The 19,512-nt window shown below is 73.0% G+C and carries 16 protein-coding genes; 5 read left to right on the top strand and 11 right to left on the bottom strand.

Features of this window, described 5'->3' with window-relative positions; all coding sequences use genetic code 11:
• Positions 1–726: 726 nt before the first annotated feature.
• The gene (gene trpS / locus AC0666_RS09655; RefSeq protein WP_468965459.1) at positions 727–1,728 is read left to right on the top strand and encodes a tryptophan--tRNA ligase; all 1,002 of its coding nucleotides are present in this window, start codon (positions 727–729) and stop codon (positions 1,726–1,728) included.
• 49 nt (positions 1,729–1,777) lie between these two features.
• Here the strand turns inward: trpS and proC are convergent, their stop codons facing one another.
• The 5 genes from proC to AC0666_RS09630 form a co-directional block, all read right to left on the bottom strand.
• Positions 1,778–2,587 (bottom strand): pyrroline-5-carboxylate reductase, encoded by an 810-nt coding sequence (gene proC / locus AC0666_RS09650; protein WP_468584150.1) that lies wholly within the window; start codon positions 2,585–2,587, stop codon positions 1,778–1,780.
• A gap of 116 nt (positions 2,588–2,703) precedes the next feature.
• Positions 2,704–3,441: an ABC transporter permease gene (locus AC0666_RS09645; protein ID WP_468966474.1), complete on the bottom strand. Its 738-nt coding sequence runs from the start codon at positions 3,439–3,441 to the stop codon at positions 2,704–2,706.
• Between the two features lie 50 nt (positions 3,442–3,491).
• Entirely contained in the window at positions 3,492–4,307 is an 816-nt protein-coding gene (locus tag AC0666_RS09640; protein ID WP_468965461.1) for an ABC transporter ATP-binding protein, read from the bottom strand.
• Positions 4,308–4,353: 46 nt separating this feature from the next.
• Positions 4,354–4,881 carry a hypothetical protein gene (locus AC0666_RS09635; RefSeq protein WP_478707356.1) on the bottom strand — a complete coding sequence of 176 codons (528 nt, stop codon included), beginning with the start codon at positions 4,879–4,881 and terminating at the stop codon, positions 4,354–4,356.
• 99 nt (positions 4,882–4,980) lie between these two features.
• Positions 4,981–5,292, bottom strand: a complete 312-nt coding sequence (locus AC0666_RS09630) for an SH3 domain-containing protein (RefSeq protein ID WP_468965465.1) — start codon at positions 5,290–5,292, stop codon at positions 4,981–4,983.
• Positions 5,293–5,399: 107 nt separating this feature from the next.
• Here AC0666_RS09630 and AC0666_RS09625 point away from each other — a divergent pair, with 107 nt between their 5' ends.
• Positions 5,400–7,544: a protein kinase domain-containing protein gene (locus tag AC0666_RS09625; protein ID WP_478707355.1), complete on the top strand. Its 2,145-nt coding sequence runs from the start codon at positions 5,400–5,402 to the stop codon at positions 7,542–7,544.
• A gap of 136 nt (positions 7,545–7,680) precedes the next feature.
• Here the strand turns inward: AC0666_RS09625 and ilvD are convergent, their stop codons facing one another.
• The 4 genes from ilvD to AC0666_RS09605 form a co-directional block, all read right to left on the bottom strand.
• The gene (gene ilvD, locus AC0666_RS09620) at positions 7,681–9,531 is read right to left on the bottom strand and encodes a dihydroxy-acid dehydratase (RefSeq protein WP_468584142.1); all 1,851 of its coding nucleotides are present in this window, start codon (positions 9,529–9,531) and stop codon (positions 7,681–7,683) included.
• 123 nt (positions 9,532–9,654) lie between these two features.
• Positions 9,655–10,272 (bottom strand): TetR/AcrR family transcriptional regulator, encoded by a 618-nt coding sequence (locus AC0666_RS09615; RefSeq protein WP_468584140.1) that lies wholly within the window; start codon positions 10,270–10,272, stop codon positions 9,655–9,657.
• On the bottom strand, positions 10,269–11,105 hold the full coding sequence (locus AC0666_RS09610) for a sugar phosphate isomerase/epimerase family protein (RefSeq protein ID WP_478707354.1): 837 nt from the start codon (positions 11,103–11,105) through the stop codon (positions 10,269–10,271). Before AC0666_RS09610 ends, AC0666_RS09615 begins: the two co-directional genes overlap by 4 nt.
• An 810-nt stretch (positions 11,106–11,915) precedes the next feature.
• The gene (locus AC0666_RS09605) at positions 11,916–12,845 is read right to left on the bottom strand and encodes a Ppx/GppA family phosphatase (protein WP_468584138.1); all 930 of its coding nucleotides are present in this window, start codon (positions 12,843–12,845) and stop codon (positions 11,916–11,918) included.
• A 63-nt stretch (positions 12,846–12,908) separates the two neighbouring features.
• Here AC0666_RS09605 and AC0666_RS09600 point away from each other — a divergent pair, with 63 nt between their 5' ends.
• Positions 12,909–13,724, top strand: a complete 816-nt coding sequence (locus AC0666_RS09600; protein WP_468965472.1) for a DUF3109 family protein — start codon at positions 12,909–12,911, stop codon at positions 13,722–13,724.
• A 22-nt stretch (positions 13,725–13,746) separates the two neighbouring features.
• Here the strand turns inward: AC0666_RS09600 and AC0666_RS09595 are convergent, their stop codons facing one another.
• Positions 13,747–15,465 carry a BACON domain-containing protein gene (locus AC0666_RS09595; protein WP_478707353.1) on the bottom strand — a complete coding sequence of 573 codons (1,719 nt, stop codon included), beginning with the start codon at positions 15,463–15,465 and terminating at the stop codon, positions 13,747–13,749.
• A 149-nt stretch (positions 15,466–15,614) separates the two neighbouring features.
• On the opposite strand from AC0666_RS09595, the gene radA reads away from it, so the two are divergent.
• Positions 15,615–17,015 carry a DNA repair protein RadA gene (gene radA, locus AC0666_RS09590; RefSeq protein WP_356846677.1) on the top strand — a complete coding sequence of 467 codons (1,401 nt, stop codon included), beginning with the start codon at positions 15,615–15,617 and terminating at the stop codon, positions 17,013–17,015.
• 286 nt (positions 17,016–17,301) lie between these two features.
• Positions 17,302–18,426, top strand: a complete 1,125-nt coding sequence (gene disA, locus AC0666_RS09585; protein WP_468584133.1) for a DNA integrity scanning diadenylate cyclase DisA — start codon at positions 17,302–17,304, stop codon at positions 18,424–18,426.
• Between the two features lie 78 nt (positions 18,427–18,504).
• Here disA and AC0666_RS09580 read toward each other — a convergent pair whose 3' ends face one another.
• The gene (locus tag AC0666_RS09580) at positions 18,505–19,305 is read right to left on the bottom strand and encodes a hypothetical protein (RefSeq protein WP_468966476.1); all 801 of its coding nucleotides are present in this window, start codon (positions 19,303–19,305) and stop codon (positions 18,505–18,507) included.
• Positions 19,306–19,512: the final 207 nt, after the last annotated feature.

Here is a 19,512-nt window from a genome sequence, read left to right as displayed (position 1 = left end):
ATCCACCGAAGTGGACGGGGTATCAACTTCTGGCGTTGATTTTTGGCACGCTGTTGAGTTCTCAAGGAACGGACGCTTCCTTCGTACTCACCCTCGCGGGTTTTCCTCCAGGCGCTTCCCTTCGTTCTTGCGTTTCCGACTCTATCAGAGTCCGTCCCGCTCGCTTTCCAGGTTCTTCGCTTTCGCGTTTTCCCTTTCCGGCGATTCCGACTCTATCAGACCCTTTCGGCCCCGACTGTCGGTGCTGCTCGGGCTGTTGGACCCTTGCGGCGAGTGAGACAGTAGCGGATTCCTCGCCCCCGAACCTAATCGGCGACTGCGTCCTCGGACACGGATTCCTCATTCGCAAATACGCATGAAAACGAGACGACCAAGTGAGTCGTTCGTTCGAATGAGTAGTGCGGAATGGCTGTCCGGGGACCGACCAAGGTCGGCGCTCACGTCGGACAACTCGAAGAACCTTACGGATCTGGCAAGCGTGTGTCAACTCCCACACAGGAGCCACCCCAACGGCTAGCCTGTCCCCATGACTACGCGTGTGCTCACGTCCAGCCTTCGCTGGTGGGCCGCCTGACGGCGGCCGACCTTCCACGCGAGCACATGCGCTCACGGCCGCCGCCCCCGGCGGCCGTTTCTGTTTCTCCCCCCTCCGGGAGTGGCTCGGTCGCCGCAGGCGGCGGCACCCACCACAGCCACTCAGCAGGCGGAACGAAGAGGGAGACGGACATGACGACGAGGATCTTCAGCGGCATCAAGCCGACCGGGCACCTGACGCTGGGGAACTACCTGGGGGCCGTACGGCAGTGGGTCGCCGCCGACCAGGAGCCGGACGAGGCGCTGTTCTGCGTCGTCGACCTCCACGCGCTCACCATCGAGCACGATCCCGCGCGGGTTCGCCGGCTCAGCCGACAAGCGGCGACGCTGCTGCTCGCCGCCGGGCTGACGCCGCAGAAGTGCACCCTCTTCGTCCAGAGCCACGTGGACGAGCACACGCGGTTGGCGTACCTGCTGGAGTGCACCGCCACCGACGGGGAGCTGCGGCGGATGATCCAGTACAAGGAGAAGGCCGCGCAGGCCGCTGCCTCCGGGGCGGGGGTGAGGCTGTCGCTGCTCACGTATCCCGTGCTGATGGCCGCCGACATCCTGGCGTACCGGACGGACGAGGTGCCCGTGGGGGAGGACCAGCGGCAGCACGTGGAGTTGGCGCGGGACCTGGCGGTGCGGTTCAACCAGCGTTACGGGCACACCTTCACCGTGCCGGAGGCGACCCTCCCGGTGGTGGCCGCACGGGTCATGGACCTGCAGGATCCGACGTCCAAGATGGGGAAGTCGGGCGGCGCCGGGCCCGGGGTGGTGTTCCTGCTCGACGAGCCGGAGGTCATTCGGAAGAAGGTCATGCGGGCCGTGACCGACAGCGGGGACGGGGGCGTCGTCTACGACCGTGCCGCGCGGCCCGGGGTCGCGAACCTGCTGGACGTCCTCGCCGCGTGCACCGGGGCGGATCCGGCGGTGCTCGCCGAGGGGTACGGCGGGTACGGGGCGCTCAAGCGGGATGTCGCCGACGCGGTGGTGGAGCTGCTGCGGCCGGTGCAGGAGCGGCATGCCGAGCTGGCGGCCGATCCGGGTGGGGTGGAGAAGGTGCTGCGGGAGGGGGCCGAGCGGGCGCGGGCCTTGGCGCGGCCGGTGGTCGACCGGGCGTACGAGGCCATCGGGCTGCTGGCCCCGTAGCCGGGGGTGCGGGTACGGGGCCCCGCGCGCGGGGTCCCGTACCGCCGGGTCAGCTGTTGCCGGAGGCGAGCTCGCGGCTGCGGTCGCGGGCCGCTTCGAGGGCGGCGATCAGGGCGGCCCGTACGCCGTGGCGTTCCAGCTCGACGATCGCGTTGATGGTGGTGCCGGCGGGGGAGGTGACGGCCTCGCGGAGCTTGACCGGGTGTTCGCCGCTGTCGCGGAGCATCACGGCGGCGCCGATCGCGGCCTGCACGATGAGGTCGTGGGCTTGGGCGCGGGGCAGGCCGAGCAGGATGCCGGCGTCGGTCATCGCCTCGACGAGGAAGTAGAAGTACGCGGGGCCCGAGCCGGAGAGGGCGGTGGCGGCGTCCTGCTGGGATTCGGGGACGCGCAGCGTCTTGCCGACGCCGCCGAAGATCTCTTCGGTGTGGGCGAGGTGTTCGGCGGTGGCGTGGCTGCCGGCCGAGATGACGGACATGGCCTCGTCGACGAGGGCGGGGGTGTTCGTCATGACCCGGACGACGGGCGTGCCGGAGGCGAGCCGCTCCTCGAAGAAGGAGGTGGGGATGCCCGCGGCGCCGCTGATGACCAGGCGGTCGGCGGGGACGTGCGGGGCGAGCTCTTCGAGGAGCTTGCCCATGTCCTGGGGCTTGACGGTGAGGATGAGGGTGTCGGCCCGCTTGGCGGCCTCGGCGTTGCTCACGGCTTCGACGCCGTAGCGGGTGCGGAGTTCCGCGGCGCGTTCCGGGCGGCGGGCGGTGACGAGGAGTTTCGCGGCGGGCCAACCGCCGCGGATCATGCCGCTGAGCAGGGCCTCGCCGATCTTGCCGGTACCGAGGACTGCGACTGTCTGGGTCATGCCCGATTCACCTCGCCGAACGAACGAACGTGGGGACGTACGGGATCATCCTCGCACCGGGGGCGGGTGCCGGGGGCTGCTGTCCGGTGGGTGGTCAGGCGGGTGGTCGTGGGGTGTCAGGGAGTGCGACGGCGGAGGGTGGCCGCGCCGAGGGCGAGGACGAGCAGGGCGCACGCGGCGACGACGACGGCGTCGCGGACGAAGTCGGCGGTCATGTCGGTGTGGGTGAGGACCTGGGTCATGCCGTCGACGGCGTAGGACATGGGCAGGACGTTCGAGAGTGCTTCCAGGACGGGCTGCATGGTGTCGCGGGCGGCGAAGAGGCCGCAGAGCAGGAGCTGGGGGAAGATCACCGCCGGCATGAACTGGACGGCCTGGAACTCGGAGGCCGCGAAGGCCGAGACGAACAGCCCGAGGGCGGTCCCGAGGAGCGCGTCGAGCAGGGCGACGAGCAGCAGCAGCCAGGGCGAGCCGACCACGTCGAGGCCGAGGGCCCAAAGGGCGAGCCCGGTGGCGAGGAGGGACTGGACGACGGCGACGGCGCCGAAGGCGAGGGCGTAGCCGGCGATGAGGTCGCCCTTGCCGAGGGGCATGGCGAGGAGGCGTTCGAGGGTGCCGGAGGTGCGTTCGCGGAGGGTGGCGATGGAGGTCACCAGGAACATGGTGATGAGGGGGAAGATCCCGAGGAGCGAGGCGCCGATGCCGTCGAAGGTGCGGGGGCTGCCGTCGAAGACGAAGCGCAGCAGCGTGAGCATCAGGACGGGGACCAGGAGCATCAGCGCGATGGAGCGCGGGTCGTGGCGCAGCTGGCGCAGGACGCGGGCGGCGGTGGCGGCGGTGCGGGCACCGTTCATGGCGCGGGCGCCTTTCCTGGCGGGGCCGCCGTGCAGGGCGGGGGTGGCGTTCATCGGGTCTGCTCCCGGGCGTGGGCGTTGGCCTCGTCGACGAGGCGGAGGAAGCCTTCTTCGACGGTGGCGGAGTGGGTACGGGTGCGCAGGGCGTCGGGGGTGTCCTGGGCGAGGATCCGGCCTTCGCGCATGAGGAGCAGGTCGTGGCAGCGCTCGGCCTCGTCCATGACGTGGGAGGAGACGAGGATCGTGGTGCCGCGGGTGGTGGCGATGTCGTGGAAGAGGTTCCACAGGTCGCGGCGCAGGACGGGGTCGAGGCCGACGGTGGGTTCGTCGAGGACGAGGAGTTCGGGCGTGCCGAGCAGGGCGACGGCGAGGGAGACGCGGCTGCGCTGACCGCCGGAGAGGTTGCCGGCGAGGGCGGTGGCGTGGGCGGTGAGGTCGACGTCGGCGACGGCCCGGTCGACGTCGGCCCGGCGGCTGTCGGCGTGGGCGCGGCCGGGGCGGAGGACGGCGGCGAAGTAGTCGAGGTTCTGCCGGACGGTGAGGTCGTCGTAGACGGAGGGCGCCTGGGTGACGTAGCCGATGCGGGAGCGGAGGGCGGGGTGCCCTGCGGGGCGGCCGAGGACGTCGAGGGTGCCGGTGACGTGGGCCTGGGTGCCGACGACGGCGCGCATGAGGGTGGTCTTGCCGCAGCCGGAGGGGCCGAGGAGGCCGGTGATGCGGCCGCGGGGGACGTCGAAGGCGATGGCGTCGAGGACGGTGCGGGGGTGGCGGCCGGTACCGCGGCGGACGGTGAGGTCGTGGGCGTGGACGGCGGCGGACGGGGGGCGGTCGGGGTCGCCGGTCGCCCGGCCCCGGTTATTCATCATGTGATGAATAATGCTCCTGCGGGTGCCGGGCGTCAACGCGGTGCGATTACTTCTTGCGCTTGGGGCGGCGCGCGGCCGGGTTGCCCGTACGGGTGCTGCGGCGGCGGGCGTACTCGGCCGTGGCCCGCTCGTACTCGGCACGGCACAACTTCTCGCCCGGCGCCTCGACGAAGCACCGCAGGAAGTACGCGATGAGGGAGCCGATGAAACCGATCGTCTTCAGCCCCTTGAGGGCGGCCTCGTCGGAGGAGGGACGCGGGCGGCGGCTGAAGGACTCCCAGGTCTTGGCGAAGGCGATGGAGCTGGCGATCGCGAAGAGGACGACGACGGAGATGCTGAGGAAGGGGCCGACGTTGCCGATCTCCAGGCCCTCGTAGGAGAGGCGGAGCAGGACGGCGGCGGCGATGGCCGTGACCAGCGAGCCGAGGGCGAGGGCGACGCGGCGCAGGGCGTAGCCGCCGTCGTGGTGCACCCAGGTGGTGCCGAAGAAGCGGATCGGCTCGGGCCGGGGGCCGGCGGCGCTCTGGTCGCGCGCGTCGCGCAGGTCTCGCTGGTCTCGCTGGTCGTCGCTCACACCGGCGATTATCCACCGCGGGGTGGGTCGGGCCGGGGTTGTCTCACGTGTCAGACGGCTGTCAGACGGCCGACTGCGCCGCCCGGCCCGGCGGTGCGGTCATGCGCAGCGGGTGGCCACGTAGCCGTCGCTGCCCGTCTTCACGTACGCGTCGGAGACGAAACGGCCGTTGCCGATGCAGTCCCAGATGTCCGAGGTGCCGTACGGGCCCGAGACGGTGGTGCCGTCGCACTGGCAGCGGATCGTGACGGTGGCGCCGTACGGCAGGGTGTCGATGACCGAGTAGTTGGTACCGGGGCCACTGCGGACGTTCAACCGGTAGCCGGGAGCGACCGGGAAGGTCGGGAAACCGGAGCCTTCGGCAAGGCTCGCGGCGCTCTCCATATGGCTGGAATCGTTCTCGACCGGCATGTGAAATCTCCCCCCCATGGGCGTTGCCGTGCGCAACTCGCGCAGGGTAGCAGGACCTTGGAGATTCATACGGCGTATCGACTAGGCTCCGGCGGGGGTGGTGAGCGGTGCATGCGCTGCGCGCGGATCACGCGGGGTTTCCGGAGTACGCCGGGCAATACCGGCTGGAGTCCGTGCTGGGATCCGGCGGCATGGGCGTCGTCCACCTGGCCACCTCGGACTCGGGGCTGAAACTCGCCGTCAAGATCGTGCACGCCGAGCATGCGGTCGACCCCGAGTTCCGGGCCCGCTTCCGGCAGGAGGTGGCGGCGGCCCGGCGGGTGAGCGGAGCCTTCACCGCGCCGGTCGTGGACGCCGATCCGGATGCCGAACGGCCCTGGATGGCCACCCTGTTCATCGACGCCCCGACGCTCGCCGAGCGCGTACGGGCCCAGGTGCTGGACGCCGCCGAACTCGGCAGGCTCGCGGCGGGGCTGGCGGAGGCCCTGCGCGACATCCACCGGGCGGGGGTGGTGCACCGCGACCTGAAGCCGAGCAACGTGCTGATGGCCCCGGACGGGGTCCGGGTCATCGACTTCGGGATCTCGCGGCCCGCGGACAGCGATCTGCGGACGGAGACCGGGAAGCTGATCGGGACGCCGCCGTTCATGGCGCCCGAGCAGTTCCAGCGGCCGCGGGAGGTGGGCTCGGCGGCGGACGTGTTCGCCCTGGGGGCCGTACTCGTCCATGCGGCCACGGGGCACGGCCCCTTCGACTCCGACAGCCACTACCTCGTGGCGTACCAGGTGGTGCACAGCGAGCCCGATCTGACGGGGCTGCCGCCGCTGCTCGCGCCCCTCGTGGCGCGCTGCCTGGCCAAGGATCCGGCGGAGCGGCCCACCGCCGACGAACTGATCGCCTCGATGCGGGCCATCGCGTACCCGACGGGTGAGGACACCCAGGCCTTCATCCCGCAGCCGCGCCGGCCCGTGGAGGCGGGGCCCGCCGGGGCCGGGGAGACCACCCACCGGCGGGACGGGATCGAAGCCCCCCTGCGGCGGCCCGCGGGGCGGCGGGGCAGGCGGACGGCGGTGGCGGCCGGGGCCGGGGCGGCGCTGCTGCTGCTGGCCGGCGGCGGGTACCTGCAGTTCGGGGCGGGGGCGAAGACCGCGGCCGGGCCGACCGGGTCGACGGCCGCGGCGGCGGCGCCCGCGCCGGTCACGCCGTGGGCCGTTCAGCTGGCCAGGGCGGGCGGCGGCGCGGGCGGGCCCGGGGCGTGTTCCTGGCAGGCGGGAGCCCTGTACTGCGCCGCCCCCGGCCTGGCCGCGGCCCGGATCGACCCGGCGAACGGCTCGACCGTGTGGTCCGTGGCGGCGAGCGGCCCGGCCGCCCGGACGGCGACGGACGGTGCCCCGCAGCACGCGGGCGGGCTGGTCCTCGTCGTGGCGCCGGGCAGCGAAACGCTCCAGGCGCTGGATCCGGGTACGGGTACGGAGCGCTGGAAGCGGAAGCTGACGAGCGGGACGCGGGCGGTGGCCGCCGGCGGGCAGGTGCTGCTCGTCGGACCGACGGGGGAGGTCGACGCACTGGACGCGGCGAGCGGCCAGGCCCGGTGGACCCGGCGGATCGGCGGCACCGGATCGGTGTGGTGGGCGGCCGAGGCGCCGGTGGCCGCCCTGTACGTGGCGACGCCCGAGACCGACGGCGGGGCGACGCAGGTGGCGTCGGTGGATCCGGCGAACGGAGCGCTGCACTGGCAGGTCCGCACCCCGGGGCGGCTGCGGCCGGTCGGGACGGCGCGGGAGGGCCTGTACCTGCTGGACAGCGACGCGTCCGCGAAGACGACGGCGGTGGTGCGGGTCGAGGCCGCGGGCCGGGGGGCGGCGCAGCGGGTGCGGTTGGCCGCGCCGCTGTTCGACGCGGAGGCGACGGTGGGTGCGGACGGGGTCGTGTACGTGTCCGGCACCTCGGGCGCGCTGGTGGCGGTCGGGGCCGGCAAGGAGCAGTGGCGACTGGAGACGGGCGTGACGGTGGCCTCGCGGCCGGTGTCCGCCGACGGCCGCGTGTACCTGACGGCGCCGGACGGGCGGCTGCTGGCCGTCGACGCGGGGACGGGGCGGCTGGCGGGCCAGACCGCCCCCCGGATGGGGGACGCCGGGAACCGCTTCACCGCGACCCTGGCGGCGCCGGTGGTTTCGGCCGGCCGGGTCTACGCCTCGGCCCCGGACGGCTCCCTCTTCGCGGTGCCGTCCACGAACCCGTCGGGCTGGTAGCGCGGCGCTCCGGGCCTGGCGGGAACCCCCGCGATGCGATCCCGGCCCGGCCCCCGGGCCCGCACAGGTGGGCGGGTTCGGGGCCGGGCCGGGGGACGGCGGAGGCCGTGGGGACGCCGTGGGACGGCGGGCGGGCTCAGCCCAGGCGGCTCACGTCGCGGACCGCGCCCTTGTCCGCGCTCGTCGCCATCGCCGCGTACGCCCGCAGCGCCGCCGAGACCTGGCGTTCGCGGTTCTTCGGGGCGTAGACCCCGCCGAGGGCCTCGCGGCGGGCCGCGAGGGTCTCCTCGGGGACCAGCAGGTCGATGCTGCGGTTGGGGATGTCGATGCGGATGCGGTCACCGTCCTCGACCAGGGCGATGGTGCCGCCCGAGGCCGCCTCGGGAGAGGCGTGGCCGATGGACAGGCCCGACGTACCGCCCGAGAAGCGGCCGTCCGTCACCAGCGCGCACACCTTGCCGAGGCCGCGGCCCTTGAGGAAGGACGTCGGGTAGAGCATCTCCTGCATGCCGGGGCCGCCGCGCGGGCCCTCGTAGCGGATGACGACGACGTCGCCCGCCTTGACCTCCTTGCGCAGGATCTTGTCGACGGCCTCGTCCTGCGACTCGCAGACGACCGCCGGGCCCTCGAAGGTCCAGATCGACTCGTCGACGCCGGCCGTCTTCACGACGCAGCCGTCCTCGGCGATGTTGCCGCGCAGCACGGCGAGGCCGCCGTCCTTGGAGTACGCGTGGGCCACGGAGCGGATACAGCCGCCCTCCGCGTCCAGGTCCAGGGATTCCCAGCGCTCGGACTGCGAGAAGGCGGTCGCGGAGCGCTTGCACCCGGGGGCCGCGTGCCACAGCTCCATGGCCTCCTCGGAAGCCGTGCCGGAGCGGGCGTCCCACGTGCCGAGCCAGTCCTCCAGGTTCGCGGAGTGGACGGTGGTGACGTCCTTGTTCAGCAGACCGCCGCGGTGCAGCTCGCCGAGGATGGCGGGGATGCCGCCGGCGCGGTGGACGTCCTCCATGTAGTACGTGCCGCCGGGCGCCACGTTCGGGGCGACCTTCGCCAGGCACGGGACGCGGCGCGAGACCTCGTCGATGTCCTTGAGGTCGTACTCCAGGCCGGCCTCCTGCGCCGCGGCGAGCAGGTGCAGGATCGTGTTCGTGGAGCCGCCCATGGCGATGTCGAGCGCCATGGCGTTCTCGAAGGCCTCACGGGTGGCGATGTTGCGCGGCAGCACCGAGGCGTCGTCCTGCTCGTAGTACCGCTTGGTGATCTCGACGACGGTCCGGCCGGCGTTCTCGTACAGGGCGCGGCGGGCGGTGTGCGTGGCGAGGACGGAGCCGTTGCCCGGGAGGGCCAGGCCGATGGCCTCGGCGAGGCAGTTCATCGAGTTGGCGGTGAACATGCCGGAACAGGAGCCGCAGGTGGGACAGGCGTTCTCCTCGATCCGCAGGACGTCCTCGTCGGAGACGTTCTCGTTGGAGGCGTCGACCATGGCGTCGATCAGGTCGAGCTTGCGGACGGTGCCGTCCACCAGCGTCGCCTGGCCGGCCTCCATCGGACCGCCGGACACGAACACGACCGGGATGTTCAGGCGCATCGCGGCCATCAGCATGCCGGGGGTGATCTTGTCGCAGTTGGAGATGCAGATCAGGGCGTCGGCGCAGTGCGCCTCGACCATGTACTCCACGCTGTCCGCGATCAGGTCGCGGGACGGCAGGGAGTACAGCATGCCCGCGTGGCCCATGGCGATGCCGTCGTCGACCGCGATGGTGTTGAACTCGCGCGGAACGGCGCCCGCGGCGCGGATGGCGTCGGAAACGATCCGGCCGACCGGGGCCAGGTGCGTGTGGCCGGGCACGAACTCGGTGAACGAGTTGGCGACCGCGATGATCGGCTTGCCGATGTCCTCGCTCGCTACGCCCGAGGCGCGCATCAGCGCACGTGCGCCTGCCATGTTGCGGCCGTGGGTGACGGTGCGGGACCTCAGCTCGGGCATCGGGTTCACTCCCCATGAGTGCGGCTGCGCGAGCGCAGCCGCGACGGTAGGTATGACTCAGTTACGAGGCTACGCCCCGGGCCCGCGATACGGACAGGATGTCCGGATGGCGGGACGACCGGCTCAGTCTTCGGTCAGGTACCGCTGAAGGGTCGGGGCGACCAGGGCCACGATGGCCTCCGGGTCCGCGGAGGCGAGCGGCTCGACCTGGACGACGTAGCGCAGGATCGCGATGCCGACCATGTGGGAGGCGGCGAGCTCGGCGCGGAAGGTGGGGTCGGGCACGTCCAGGTCGGCGGCGACCCGTTCCAGGACCCGGCGCAGCACCAGGCCGCGCAGGACCTTGGCCGCCGCCTCGTGGGTGAGGGCCGAGCGCATGACGGCGAGGAGCGGGGCGCGGGTGACCGGGTTCTCCCAGATGCCGAGGAAGTAGCGGGCCAGCCGCTCGCCGATCCCGTCCGGGCCCTCGCCGAGGACCGCGGGGACGACGAGGGCGGGCTCCATGCTCAGCTCGATGGCCGCGGCGAACAGGTCGTCCTTGCTGCCGAAGTAGTGGTGGACCAACGCCGGGTCCACGCCGGCGGCCTTGGCGATGCCGCGTACGGAGGTCTTGTCGTAGCCACGCGCGGCGAACTCGGAGCGGGCGGCGAGCCGGATGCGCTCCTGGGTCCCGGGCCCGTCGTCGGCCTCGTCCTGGCGGGGACGGCCGGGGCCACGGCGGGGCTTGGCGGGCTGGGTCATCGGCGGGGGCTCTTGATCGGGCTCGGGGCGGCGGTGGTCGCGAGGTGGAGGCGGGTGAAGGCGAGGGCCTCGGCGAGGTCGGCCTCGCGCTCCGCGGAGGACATGGCGCGGCGGGTGTTGACCTCGATGACGACGTGCCCGTCGAAGGAGACCCGGGCGAGCCGCTCCAGCACCTCCGCGCACGGCTGCGTACCGCGGCCGGGGACGAGGTGCTCGTCCTTCGCCGAACCGTTTCCGTCGGCGAGGTGCACGTGCGCCAGCCGCTCCCCCATGCGGTCGATCATGGCGGCGGCGTCGGTCCGCGCGGTCGCGGTGTGCGACAGGTCGACGGTGAAGTGCCGGTAGTCGTCCTTGGTCACGTCCCACTCGGGCGCGTACGCGAGCATCTCGCGGTCACGGTACCGCCACGGATACATGTTCTCGACGGCGAACCGCACCTCGGTCTCCTCGGCCATCCGCCAGATCCCGCTGACGAAGTCGCGGGCGTACTGGCGCTGCCACCGAAAGGGCGGGTGCACGACGACGGTGCTCGCCCCGAGGCGTTCGGCCGCGGACTGGGCACGCTGGAGCTTGGTCCAGGGGTCGGTGGACCACACCCGCTGGGTGATCAGCAGACAAGGCGCGTGAACGGCAAGGATCGGCACGTGGTGGTAGTCCGACAGCCGCCGCAGGGCGTCGATGTCCTGGCTGACCGGGTCCGTCCAGACCATGACCTCGACGCCGTCGTAGCCGAGGCGGGCGGCGATCTCGAAGGCGGTCGCCGTCGTCTCCGGATAGACGGAGGCGGTGGACAGGGCGACCTTCGCGGTCGGAATGCGGACTGGTTTTGCCACGGGGACAGGTTACGGTCCCCAAGCCGCCCCCCGCCGTGACAACGACCACCTCACCCCGTTCCCGCCCCCGGGCCCGCCGCGGCCAGCGGTCAGCCGCCCGCGGGGGATGCAGACGCTGCTGGAGAGCCGGGCACCGCCTCTGAACTCGAACGCTCCTGACGAACGACGTCCGTCGCCGCAGACCGACCCCAAACGCGACCCACGGCGGTTCGCCGCCCCCATCCAGCAGTATGTAACGGTCTTGGGCGGCTCACATCCAGCCCAGACGGCCCGGGGAGACGCTGAGACGCGAGAAGCGCGTAGCGATCTGGCGCGCGCGGCCCGCCTCCGCGCTCCTGAGCGTCATCTGGTCGTCGTCCGACTACGGCTGGGCCGCCCCCGACCCGGAAGGGGCCTGCACATGCGCCCGGCGTGGGTGTCGCCCCCTCGGGCACCTGCCCGGGCCTCGCCGATCGACCCGCATGCGTGTCCCTGCCCCGTGGCCGCCTTTTTGGGGGCTTCCCGACAGTCCTGTCTTTCCGGGGCGGGACGGGCAGTCACGGGTGGCCGAAGGCCATCGCGAAGCGACGCGACCGAAGGGAGCGCCCTTGACGGCCCGGCCCGCCCCGGAGAGACGATGGGACTGACGGGAACCCCCATGCCCGCTCTGATGCCGAGCGCAGGCACCGCCCCGCAGGCCACCGGCAGCCAGGCACACGACCCGCCCGGCACACCCGTACAGCCACAACCACAAGCACGGCCCCCACCCCGGAAGGGGCACCGCCCCGACCCCGGAAGGGGCACCGCCCCCACCCCGGCAGGGGCACCGCCCTACGACGGCAGGTGGTCCAGCCGCCGCAGGATGACGCCCTCACGGAGGGCCCAGGGGCAGATTTCGAGGTCGTCCACCCCGAAGAGGTCCATCGCGCCCTCCGCGACCAGGGCCCCGGCCAGGAGCTGGCCGGCGCGGCCCTCCGAGACGCCCGGGAGGGCGGAGCGCTGCGAGGTGGTCATCGCCGCCAGGCGCGGGACCCACTCCTCCAGGGACTTGCGGGTCAGGTCCCGCTGCACGTACAGGCCGTCCGCCGAGCGGGCCGCGCCCGCGATGCGGGCCAGCTGCTTGAACGTCTTCGACGTCGCCACCACGTGGTCCGGCGTCCCGAAGCGGCTGAACTCGCCGACCGTGCGCGCGATCTGCGCCCGTACGTGGCGGCGCAGCGCCCGGATGTCCGAGGGGTCCGGCGGGTCGCCCGGGAGCCAGCCCGTGGTGAGGCGGCCCGCGCCCAGCGGGAGGGAGACGGCCGCGTCCGGGTCCTCGTCGATGCCGTACGCGATCTCCAGCGAGCCGCCCCCGATGTCCAGGACCAGCAGTTTGCCCGCGGACCAGCCGAACCACCGGCGGGCCGCCAGGAAGGTCAGCCGGGCCTCGTCCTCGCCGCTGAGGATCGGCAGGTCGATGCCGGTCTCCAGCTTCACGCGGGCGAGCACCTCGTCCGCGTTCTTGGCCTCGCGCACCGCGCTGGTCGCGAAGGGCAAGACGTCCTCGCAGCCCTTGTCCTCGGCGGCCTGCACGGCATCGCCGATCACCGAGAGGAGGCGCTCGATGCCGTCCGGGGTGACGGCGCCGTGCTCGTCGAGCAGCTCCGCCAGTCGCAGTTCCACCTTGTGCGAGTGCGCGGGCTGCGGGCGCGCACCGGGGTGCGCGTCCACCACCAGCAGATGCACCGTGTTCGAACCCACATCAAGGACACCGAGTCTCATACGAGGAAACGCTACTGTGCGCCGAGATTCTGGGTGGAGTAAGGGGCGCTTAGGCTTGGGTTTGTGCCAAATACGAAGAAGGCCAACAAGTCCAAGATCATCAAAAAGCCCAAGAAGCCCGAGCCCACTCCCCTCAGCGACGAGAAGGGCCTCGACTTCCCCCGGGCCTGGGTGGAGTTCCAGGACCCCGCCGACGACGAGCAGGTCTTCCGCTGCGACCTGACGTGGCTCACCTCCCGCTGGACGTGCATCTTCGGCAGCGGCTGCCAGGGCATCCAGGCGGGCCGCGCCGATGACGGCTGCTGCACCCTCGGCGCGCACTTCTCGGACGAGGACGACGAGAAGCGGGTGGCCGAGCACGTGGCGCGGCTGACGCCCGACCTGTGGCAGTTCCACGACGTGGGCACCACCTCGGGCTGGGTGCAGAAGGACGAAGACGGCGAGCGCCAGACGCGCCGCTGGGAGGGCTCTTGCATCTTCCAGAACCGGCCCGGCTTCGCGGGCGGCGTGGGCTGCTCGCTGCACATCCTGGCACTGCGCGAGGGGCGTGAGCCGCTGGAGACCAAGCCCGACGTGTGCTGGCAGCTGCCGATCCGCCGCACCTACGAGTGGATCGACCGGCCCGACGACACGCGCGTGCTCCAGGTCTCGATCGGCGAGTACGACCGGCGCGGCTGGGGCCCCGGCGGCCATGACCTGCACTGGTGGTGCACCTCGGCCACCTCGGCGCACGGGGCCGGCGAGCCGGTGTACGTGTCGTACCGGGCCGAGCTGACCGAGCTGATGGGCAAGGAGGGGTACGAGGCCCTCGTGAAGCTGTGCGAGGCACGGCTGTCCTCGCTGCTCCCGATGGCCCCGCACCCCGCGGATCCCGTCTAGGCCGGAGCCGGCCACCGGCGTACTACGGCGAGCCGGGCACCGGCGTGTCCGGGTCGGAGGGCGGGGAAACCGTTCCTCCTGACGGGCTCGGCGTCGGAGTCGCAGTCGGATTCGGCGTGGCCGTATCCGTGTCCGCGGGGGTAGGCGTCGGAGTCGCGGTCGGCGTCGGCGTGGGCGTGGACGGCGGCGTCGGGGTGGGCGTCGGCGTGGGAGCCCGGCGGCCCCGGCCCCGGATGGAGACCACCGCTCCGCCCGGGTCCACACCGACCCGGGCCGCCCAGGCGCCGACGGGCTGGGCTTCGGTGTCGACGGTGATCCACAGGGTGACCGATTCTCCAGGGGCGAGGGTGCCCGAGGTACGGCTGGCCTGCAGCCAGGGGGCGTCGGACCACAGCCGCCAGTCGACCGGGGCGCCCCCGGACGCGGTGAGGGTGAGCATGGTGGTTGAGCCGTGCGGGGAGGCGGCCACGGTGAGCCGGCCCGCAGGGGCCGGCTGGTCGGAGGTGGCCGGCGGCCCGGTGCTGATCACCTCGACGGAGACGTCCGAAGCCGCGTCGGCGCGGGCGCCGGTGACGAAGCCCGGCTCGCCGGTGGTACGGGCGGTGTTGCCGGCGTTCTCGAAGGCCCGCAGCGGGCGCCCGTCGGTGTGCGGCAGCGGGATCTCGGACTCGCTCGCCCAGATCCGGGTGGAGTCCGGCCCGGCGGATTCGCCGGTGCTGGGGGCTCCGCGGTAGGCGGCCCACAGCGCGAGGACGGGGGCCGCGACGACGGTGGCGACGACGGTGGTGGTGACGGCCCGCGCGCGCAGCCGGTCCCGGCGGGCCGCGCGGTCCCGGGGGTCCATCGGGAAGCCGGTGCGGTCGAAGCGCGGGGCGGGCCGCCCGCGCCCTCGGCCCCCGGAGCGCAGCAGGGCCGCGCGGACGGCGGCGCGGGGCGCGGGTACGAGCGGGAGGGCCGCGTCGATGCCGCCGGAGCCGGGCCAGGGCGCGCCGGAGTCCACGCGTTCGGCGACGCGGCGGCATCGCGGGCAGTCGTCGACGTGGCGGACGAGCTCGGCCCGCAGGCTGGTGGACAGCAGCACCTGGCCGTCGCCGGTCAGCCGGGACACCGCGGGGCAGCCGCCGGTCTCGACGACGGCGAGGGCGGCCCGGGTCCGCTCCACCTCGCAGGCGGCGCCGGACAGCAGTTCGCGGGCGCTGGCGGCGGGCGTGCCGAGGACGGCGGCGAGCTCGGGGACGCCGAGGCGGTGGCGGACGGCGAGTTCCAAGGCTTCGCGCTGCTCGGGCGTGGTCCCGGCGGCCTCGGGCCAGGCGAGCCGGGCCAGCTCGGTGCGCCGGTACGCACTCACGTCCAGGGAGCGGTGCGCCCCCGGCGCATGCTCCCCCTCGGCGTGCTCCGGCGTGCGCCGGGCGGAATGCGCCCCCGGGCGGCCGCGCCGCTGCTCGGCCAGCCTGCGCAGGCAGGCCCAGCGGGCGAGCGCGTACAGCCAGGCCCGCCGGCCGCCCTCGTCCGGGCAGCGGCCCGGATGCCGCTCGGCGACGGCGAGTACGTCCGCCAGGACCTCGGTGGCCGTGTCGTGATCGCACAGGACTGACAGGCAGTAGGTGAACAGTCCGTCCAGATAGGGCTCGTACCGGAAGGGGGGCGGCTGTTCTCCTTCGGGGCCCTCGGAGGGCGTGCGCCCGTGCGCCCGGTGTGCGCCGGTGCCCTGGGCGGAGGTTTCCTGGTCGCTGCTGCTCACCCTGGCGAAGGTAGGCGGCACGCGGGTGACGGCCGTGAAGCCTTCAGCTGTTTTAGCCCTTACGGGTGAACAGATCGAACCCGCGCTGACCGCCGCCCTGACGCCCGCCCGCGCGAGCACTGTCACCGGCTGCCGCTACGGTGGGCCGCATGGCTGCCCGTACATCCCGTTCATCCGCCAAGGACCGGCCGTCCTACCGCTGCTCCGAGTGCGGCTGGACGACCGCGAAATGGCTCGGGCGGTGCCCCGAATGCCAGGCGTGGGGCACCGTCGAGGAGATGGGCGCGCCCGCCGTGCGCACCACCGCCGCGGGCCGGGTCTCGACCGCGGCGCTGCCGATCGCGCAGGTCGACGGCCGGACGGCGACCGCCCGCAGCACCGGCGTGGACGAGCTGGACCGGGTCCTGGGCGGCGGGCTCGTCCCCGGGGCCGTGGTGCTGCTCGCCGGCGAGCCGGGCGTCGGCAAGTCGACGCTGCTGCTCGACGTGGCGGCGAAGGCCTCCAGCGACGCGCACCGCACCCTGTACGTCACGGGCGAGGAGTCGGCGAGCCAGGTGCGGCTGCGGGCCGACCGGATCAACGCGCTCAGCGACCACCTCTACCTGGCTGCCGAGACCGATCTGTCCGCCGTCCTCGGGCACCTCGACGCCGTGAAGCCGTCCCTGCTGATCCTGGACTCCGTACAAACGGTCGCCTCCCCGGAGATCGACGGCGCCCCCGGCGGCATGGCCCAGGTGCGGGAGGTGGCCGGAGCACTGATCCGCGCCTCGAAGGAACGCGGGATGGCCACGCTGCTGGTCGGCCATGTCACCAAGGACGGGGCCATCGCCGGTCCGCGCCTGCTGGAGCACCTGGTGGACGTCGTCCTGAGCTTCGAGGGCGACCGGCATGCGCGCCTGCGCCTCGTACGCGGGGTGAAGAACCGGTACGGCGCCACCGACGAGGTCGGCTGCTTCGAGCTGCACGACGAGGGCATCACCGGGCTCGCCGACCCGAGCGGGCTGTTCCTGACCCGGCGGGCGGAGGCCGTCCCCGGTACCTGCCTGACGGTGACGCTGGAGGGCAAGCGCCCCCTCGTCGCGGAGGTGCAGGCGCTGACCGTGGACTCGCAGATCCCCTCTCCCCGGCGGACCACCTCCGGCCTGGAGACCTCCCGTGTCTCGATGATGTTGGCGGTGCTGGAGCAGCGGGGGCGGATCACCGCGCTGGGCAAGCGCGACATCTACAGCGCCACGGTGGGCGGCGTGAAGCTCACCGAGCCGGCCGCCGACCTGGCGATCGCGCTCGCGCTGGCGTCCGCCGCCAGTGACGTCCCGCTGCCGAAGAACCTGGTGGCGATCGGGGAGGTCGGCCTGGCGGGCGAGGTGCGGCGCGTGACCGGCGTACAGCGCCGGCTCGCGGAGGCGCACCGGCTCGGTTTCACGCACGCCCTGGTGCCGGTCGACCCCGGGAAGGTCCCGGCCGGCATGAAGGTGCTGGAGGTGGCGGACATGGGCGACGCCCTGCGGGTCCTGCCGCGCGGCCGGTCGCGGGCCGCGGCGAAGGAGTAGGCGACCGGAGGCACCGGCCACCGGAGGAGCACCGCCACCGCAGGCACACAGGCAGGAGGGGCACCGGCCACCGGGAAGCACCGCAGAAGGCGCACCGGCCGGAGGCGCACCAGCCGGAGGAGCCGCTGCTCAGGGGGCGGTACGGGGGGTGCCGAGGGGGCTCGTACGGGCCCCCGCCGGGGCGCACCTGGCCAAGCCACGGCGGGCGCACAGCGCGCGCCGGTAGACTTTGTGCTGGTCCGCCCGGCCGTACGCAGGCGGCGCAACCCGCGACCGGAGGAGTGCAGTGGCAGCCAAGGACGGGGCAGCAGCACCCGGGAAGTCCGGCGCGAGCTCCAAGCACGAGGCGTTGATGCGCGCTTCGCTGAGCGCGGTCGCCCCTGGTCAGCCGCTGCGCGACGGCCTGGAGCGCATCGTCCGCGGCAACACCGGCGGCCTCATCGTGCTGGGCATGGACAAGGCCGTCGAGGCGATGTGCACGGGCGGATTCGTCCTGGACGTGGAGTTCACCGCGACTCGGCTGCGCGAGCTGTGCAAGCTCGACGGCGCGCTGATCCTGGACAAGGACCTCACGAAGATCCTTCGGGCGGGCGTGCAGCTGGTGCCGGACGCGTCGATCCCGACGGAGGAGACCGGCACCCGCCACCGCACGGCGGACCGGGTCTCGAAGCAGTGCGGTTTCCCCGTGGTGTCCGTCTCGCAGTCGATGCGGCTGATCGCCCTGTACGTGGACGGCGAGCGGCGCGTCCTGGAGGAGTCCGGGGCGATCCTGTCGCGGGCGAACCAGGCACTGGCCACGCTGGAGCGGTACAAGCTGCGTCTGGACGAGGTCGCGGGGACGCTGTCCGCGCTGGAGATCGAGGACCTGGTCACCGTGCGCGACGTGACGGCGGTCGCCCAGCGGCTGGAAATGGTTCGCCGCATTGCCACGGAAATCGCCGAATACGTGGTGGAACTCGGCACCGACGGCCGCCTGCTCTCCCTCCAGCTGGACGAGCTGACGGTCGGCATCGAGCAGGAGCGGGAGCTCGTGATCCGGGACTACGTGCCGGAACCCACGGCGAAGCGTTCCCGCACGGTGGACGAGGCGCTGCCCGCGCTGGACGCGCTGACGCACCCGGAACTGCTGGAGCTGGCGATCGTGGCGAAGGCGCTGGGCTACACCGGCTCCCCCGAGACCCTGGACTCGGCGGTGTCCCCGCGGGGCTACCGGCTGCTGGCGAAGGTTCCCCGGCTCCCGGGGGCCATCATCGAGCGGCTGGTGGAGCACTTCGGGGGCCTCCAGAAGCTGCTGGCCGCGAGCGTGGACGACCTCCAGGCCGTGGACGGCGTCGGCGAAGCCCGCGCCCGCAGCGTGCGCGAGGGCCTGTCCCGCCTGGCGGAGTCCTCCATCCTGGAACGCTACGTCTGACCGGCCGGGTCCGCGCCGACCGGTCCCCCGGCACCGGCCCACCCCGCAGCAGCACCGGCCCACCCCGCAGGGCCCGGCCTAGTCCTGCTTCAGGACGAACGAGGTCCGCGCCACCGGCATGCCCGGCGACTTGACCTCCACCACGTACGTGTCGGCAGCCGCGCTTCCCGCCGGGGGCGCCTGGCACTGGTCGGCCGCGCTGAACCGCCGGTCCCACTCCACCGCCTGCTTCGCCTCACCCTGCGCCGGCACCCGGAAGAACGCGTTGGCCGGGCCCGACGGGCAGTCCGCCGAGGACCAGACGGCCTTGCTGGTGCTCGCCTGAAGGATCGTCACCACGGCCTGTCGCGGCCCGAGGTCGATCTTGCAGGTGGTGCCGGAGACGTTGCGCGTGACGAGTTCGAGACGGGGCTTCTCGTTCGTCTCGTACTCGTTCTTCACGCTCTTGACCTCCCACTGCAGCCCGCTCGGGGCACAGGAGGGCAGCGGTGAGTCCGCCGGGACCTGGACGCCCGCGCCGCCCGCGCCCCCGGCCCCGTCGCCGCCGGGGGCTGCGGACGATCCCGCGCCACCCCCGTTCGCGCCGCCGGCAGGGGGTGAACTCGCGCCCGGATCGGTGTTCTTGCCCGCGCCGTTCCCCGAGTCGCCGCGCCCGCCCGGGGCCTGACTGATCGCCGGCCCCGTCCCCGAGGGTCCAGGGGTGATCGAGGCGGCCGGGTGGGGGCCCTTCTGGCCCTTGCCGTTCGTACTGCTCGTCTTCCCGCCACCGGAACTGACGGTCCATACGGCGAGCAGCGCCAGGAGCGCGACGACGGAAGCCAGCACGGCCCTCCGTCGCCAGTAGATGGAGGAGGGGAGCGGCCCGACCGGATTGCGCATAGATCCCACGGACGGAACTTTACGAGAATCGGCGGGCCGATCTGCGCCCCACATGCCGCGCACCCGGCTTGTTTTGGCGATGATCATCCTGCGAGCGGACATCCGTGGGTCGAAAATCAGCCACGCACCCGAAAGGGCATGGAGCACCCTTGAACACCGTCGGTGAGCGCGGACACCTCGGCCATACGTTCACCGCCGCCACGCCAG

This window comes from Streptomyces sp. NPDC043680 (assembly GCF_056436685.1).
This window is presented reverse-complemented; position numbering and strand designations above follow the sequence as displayed.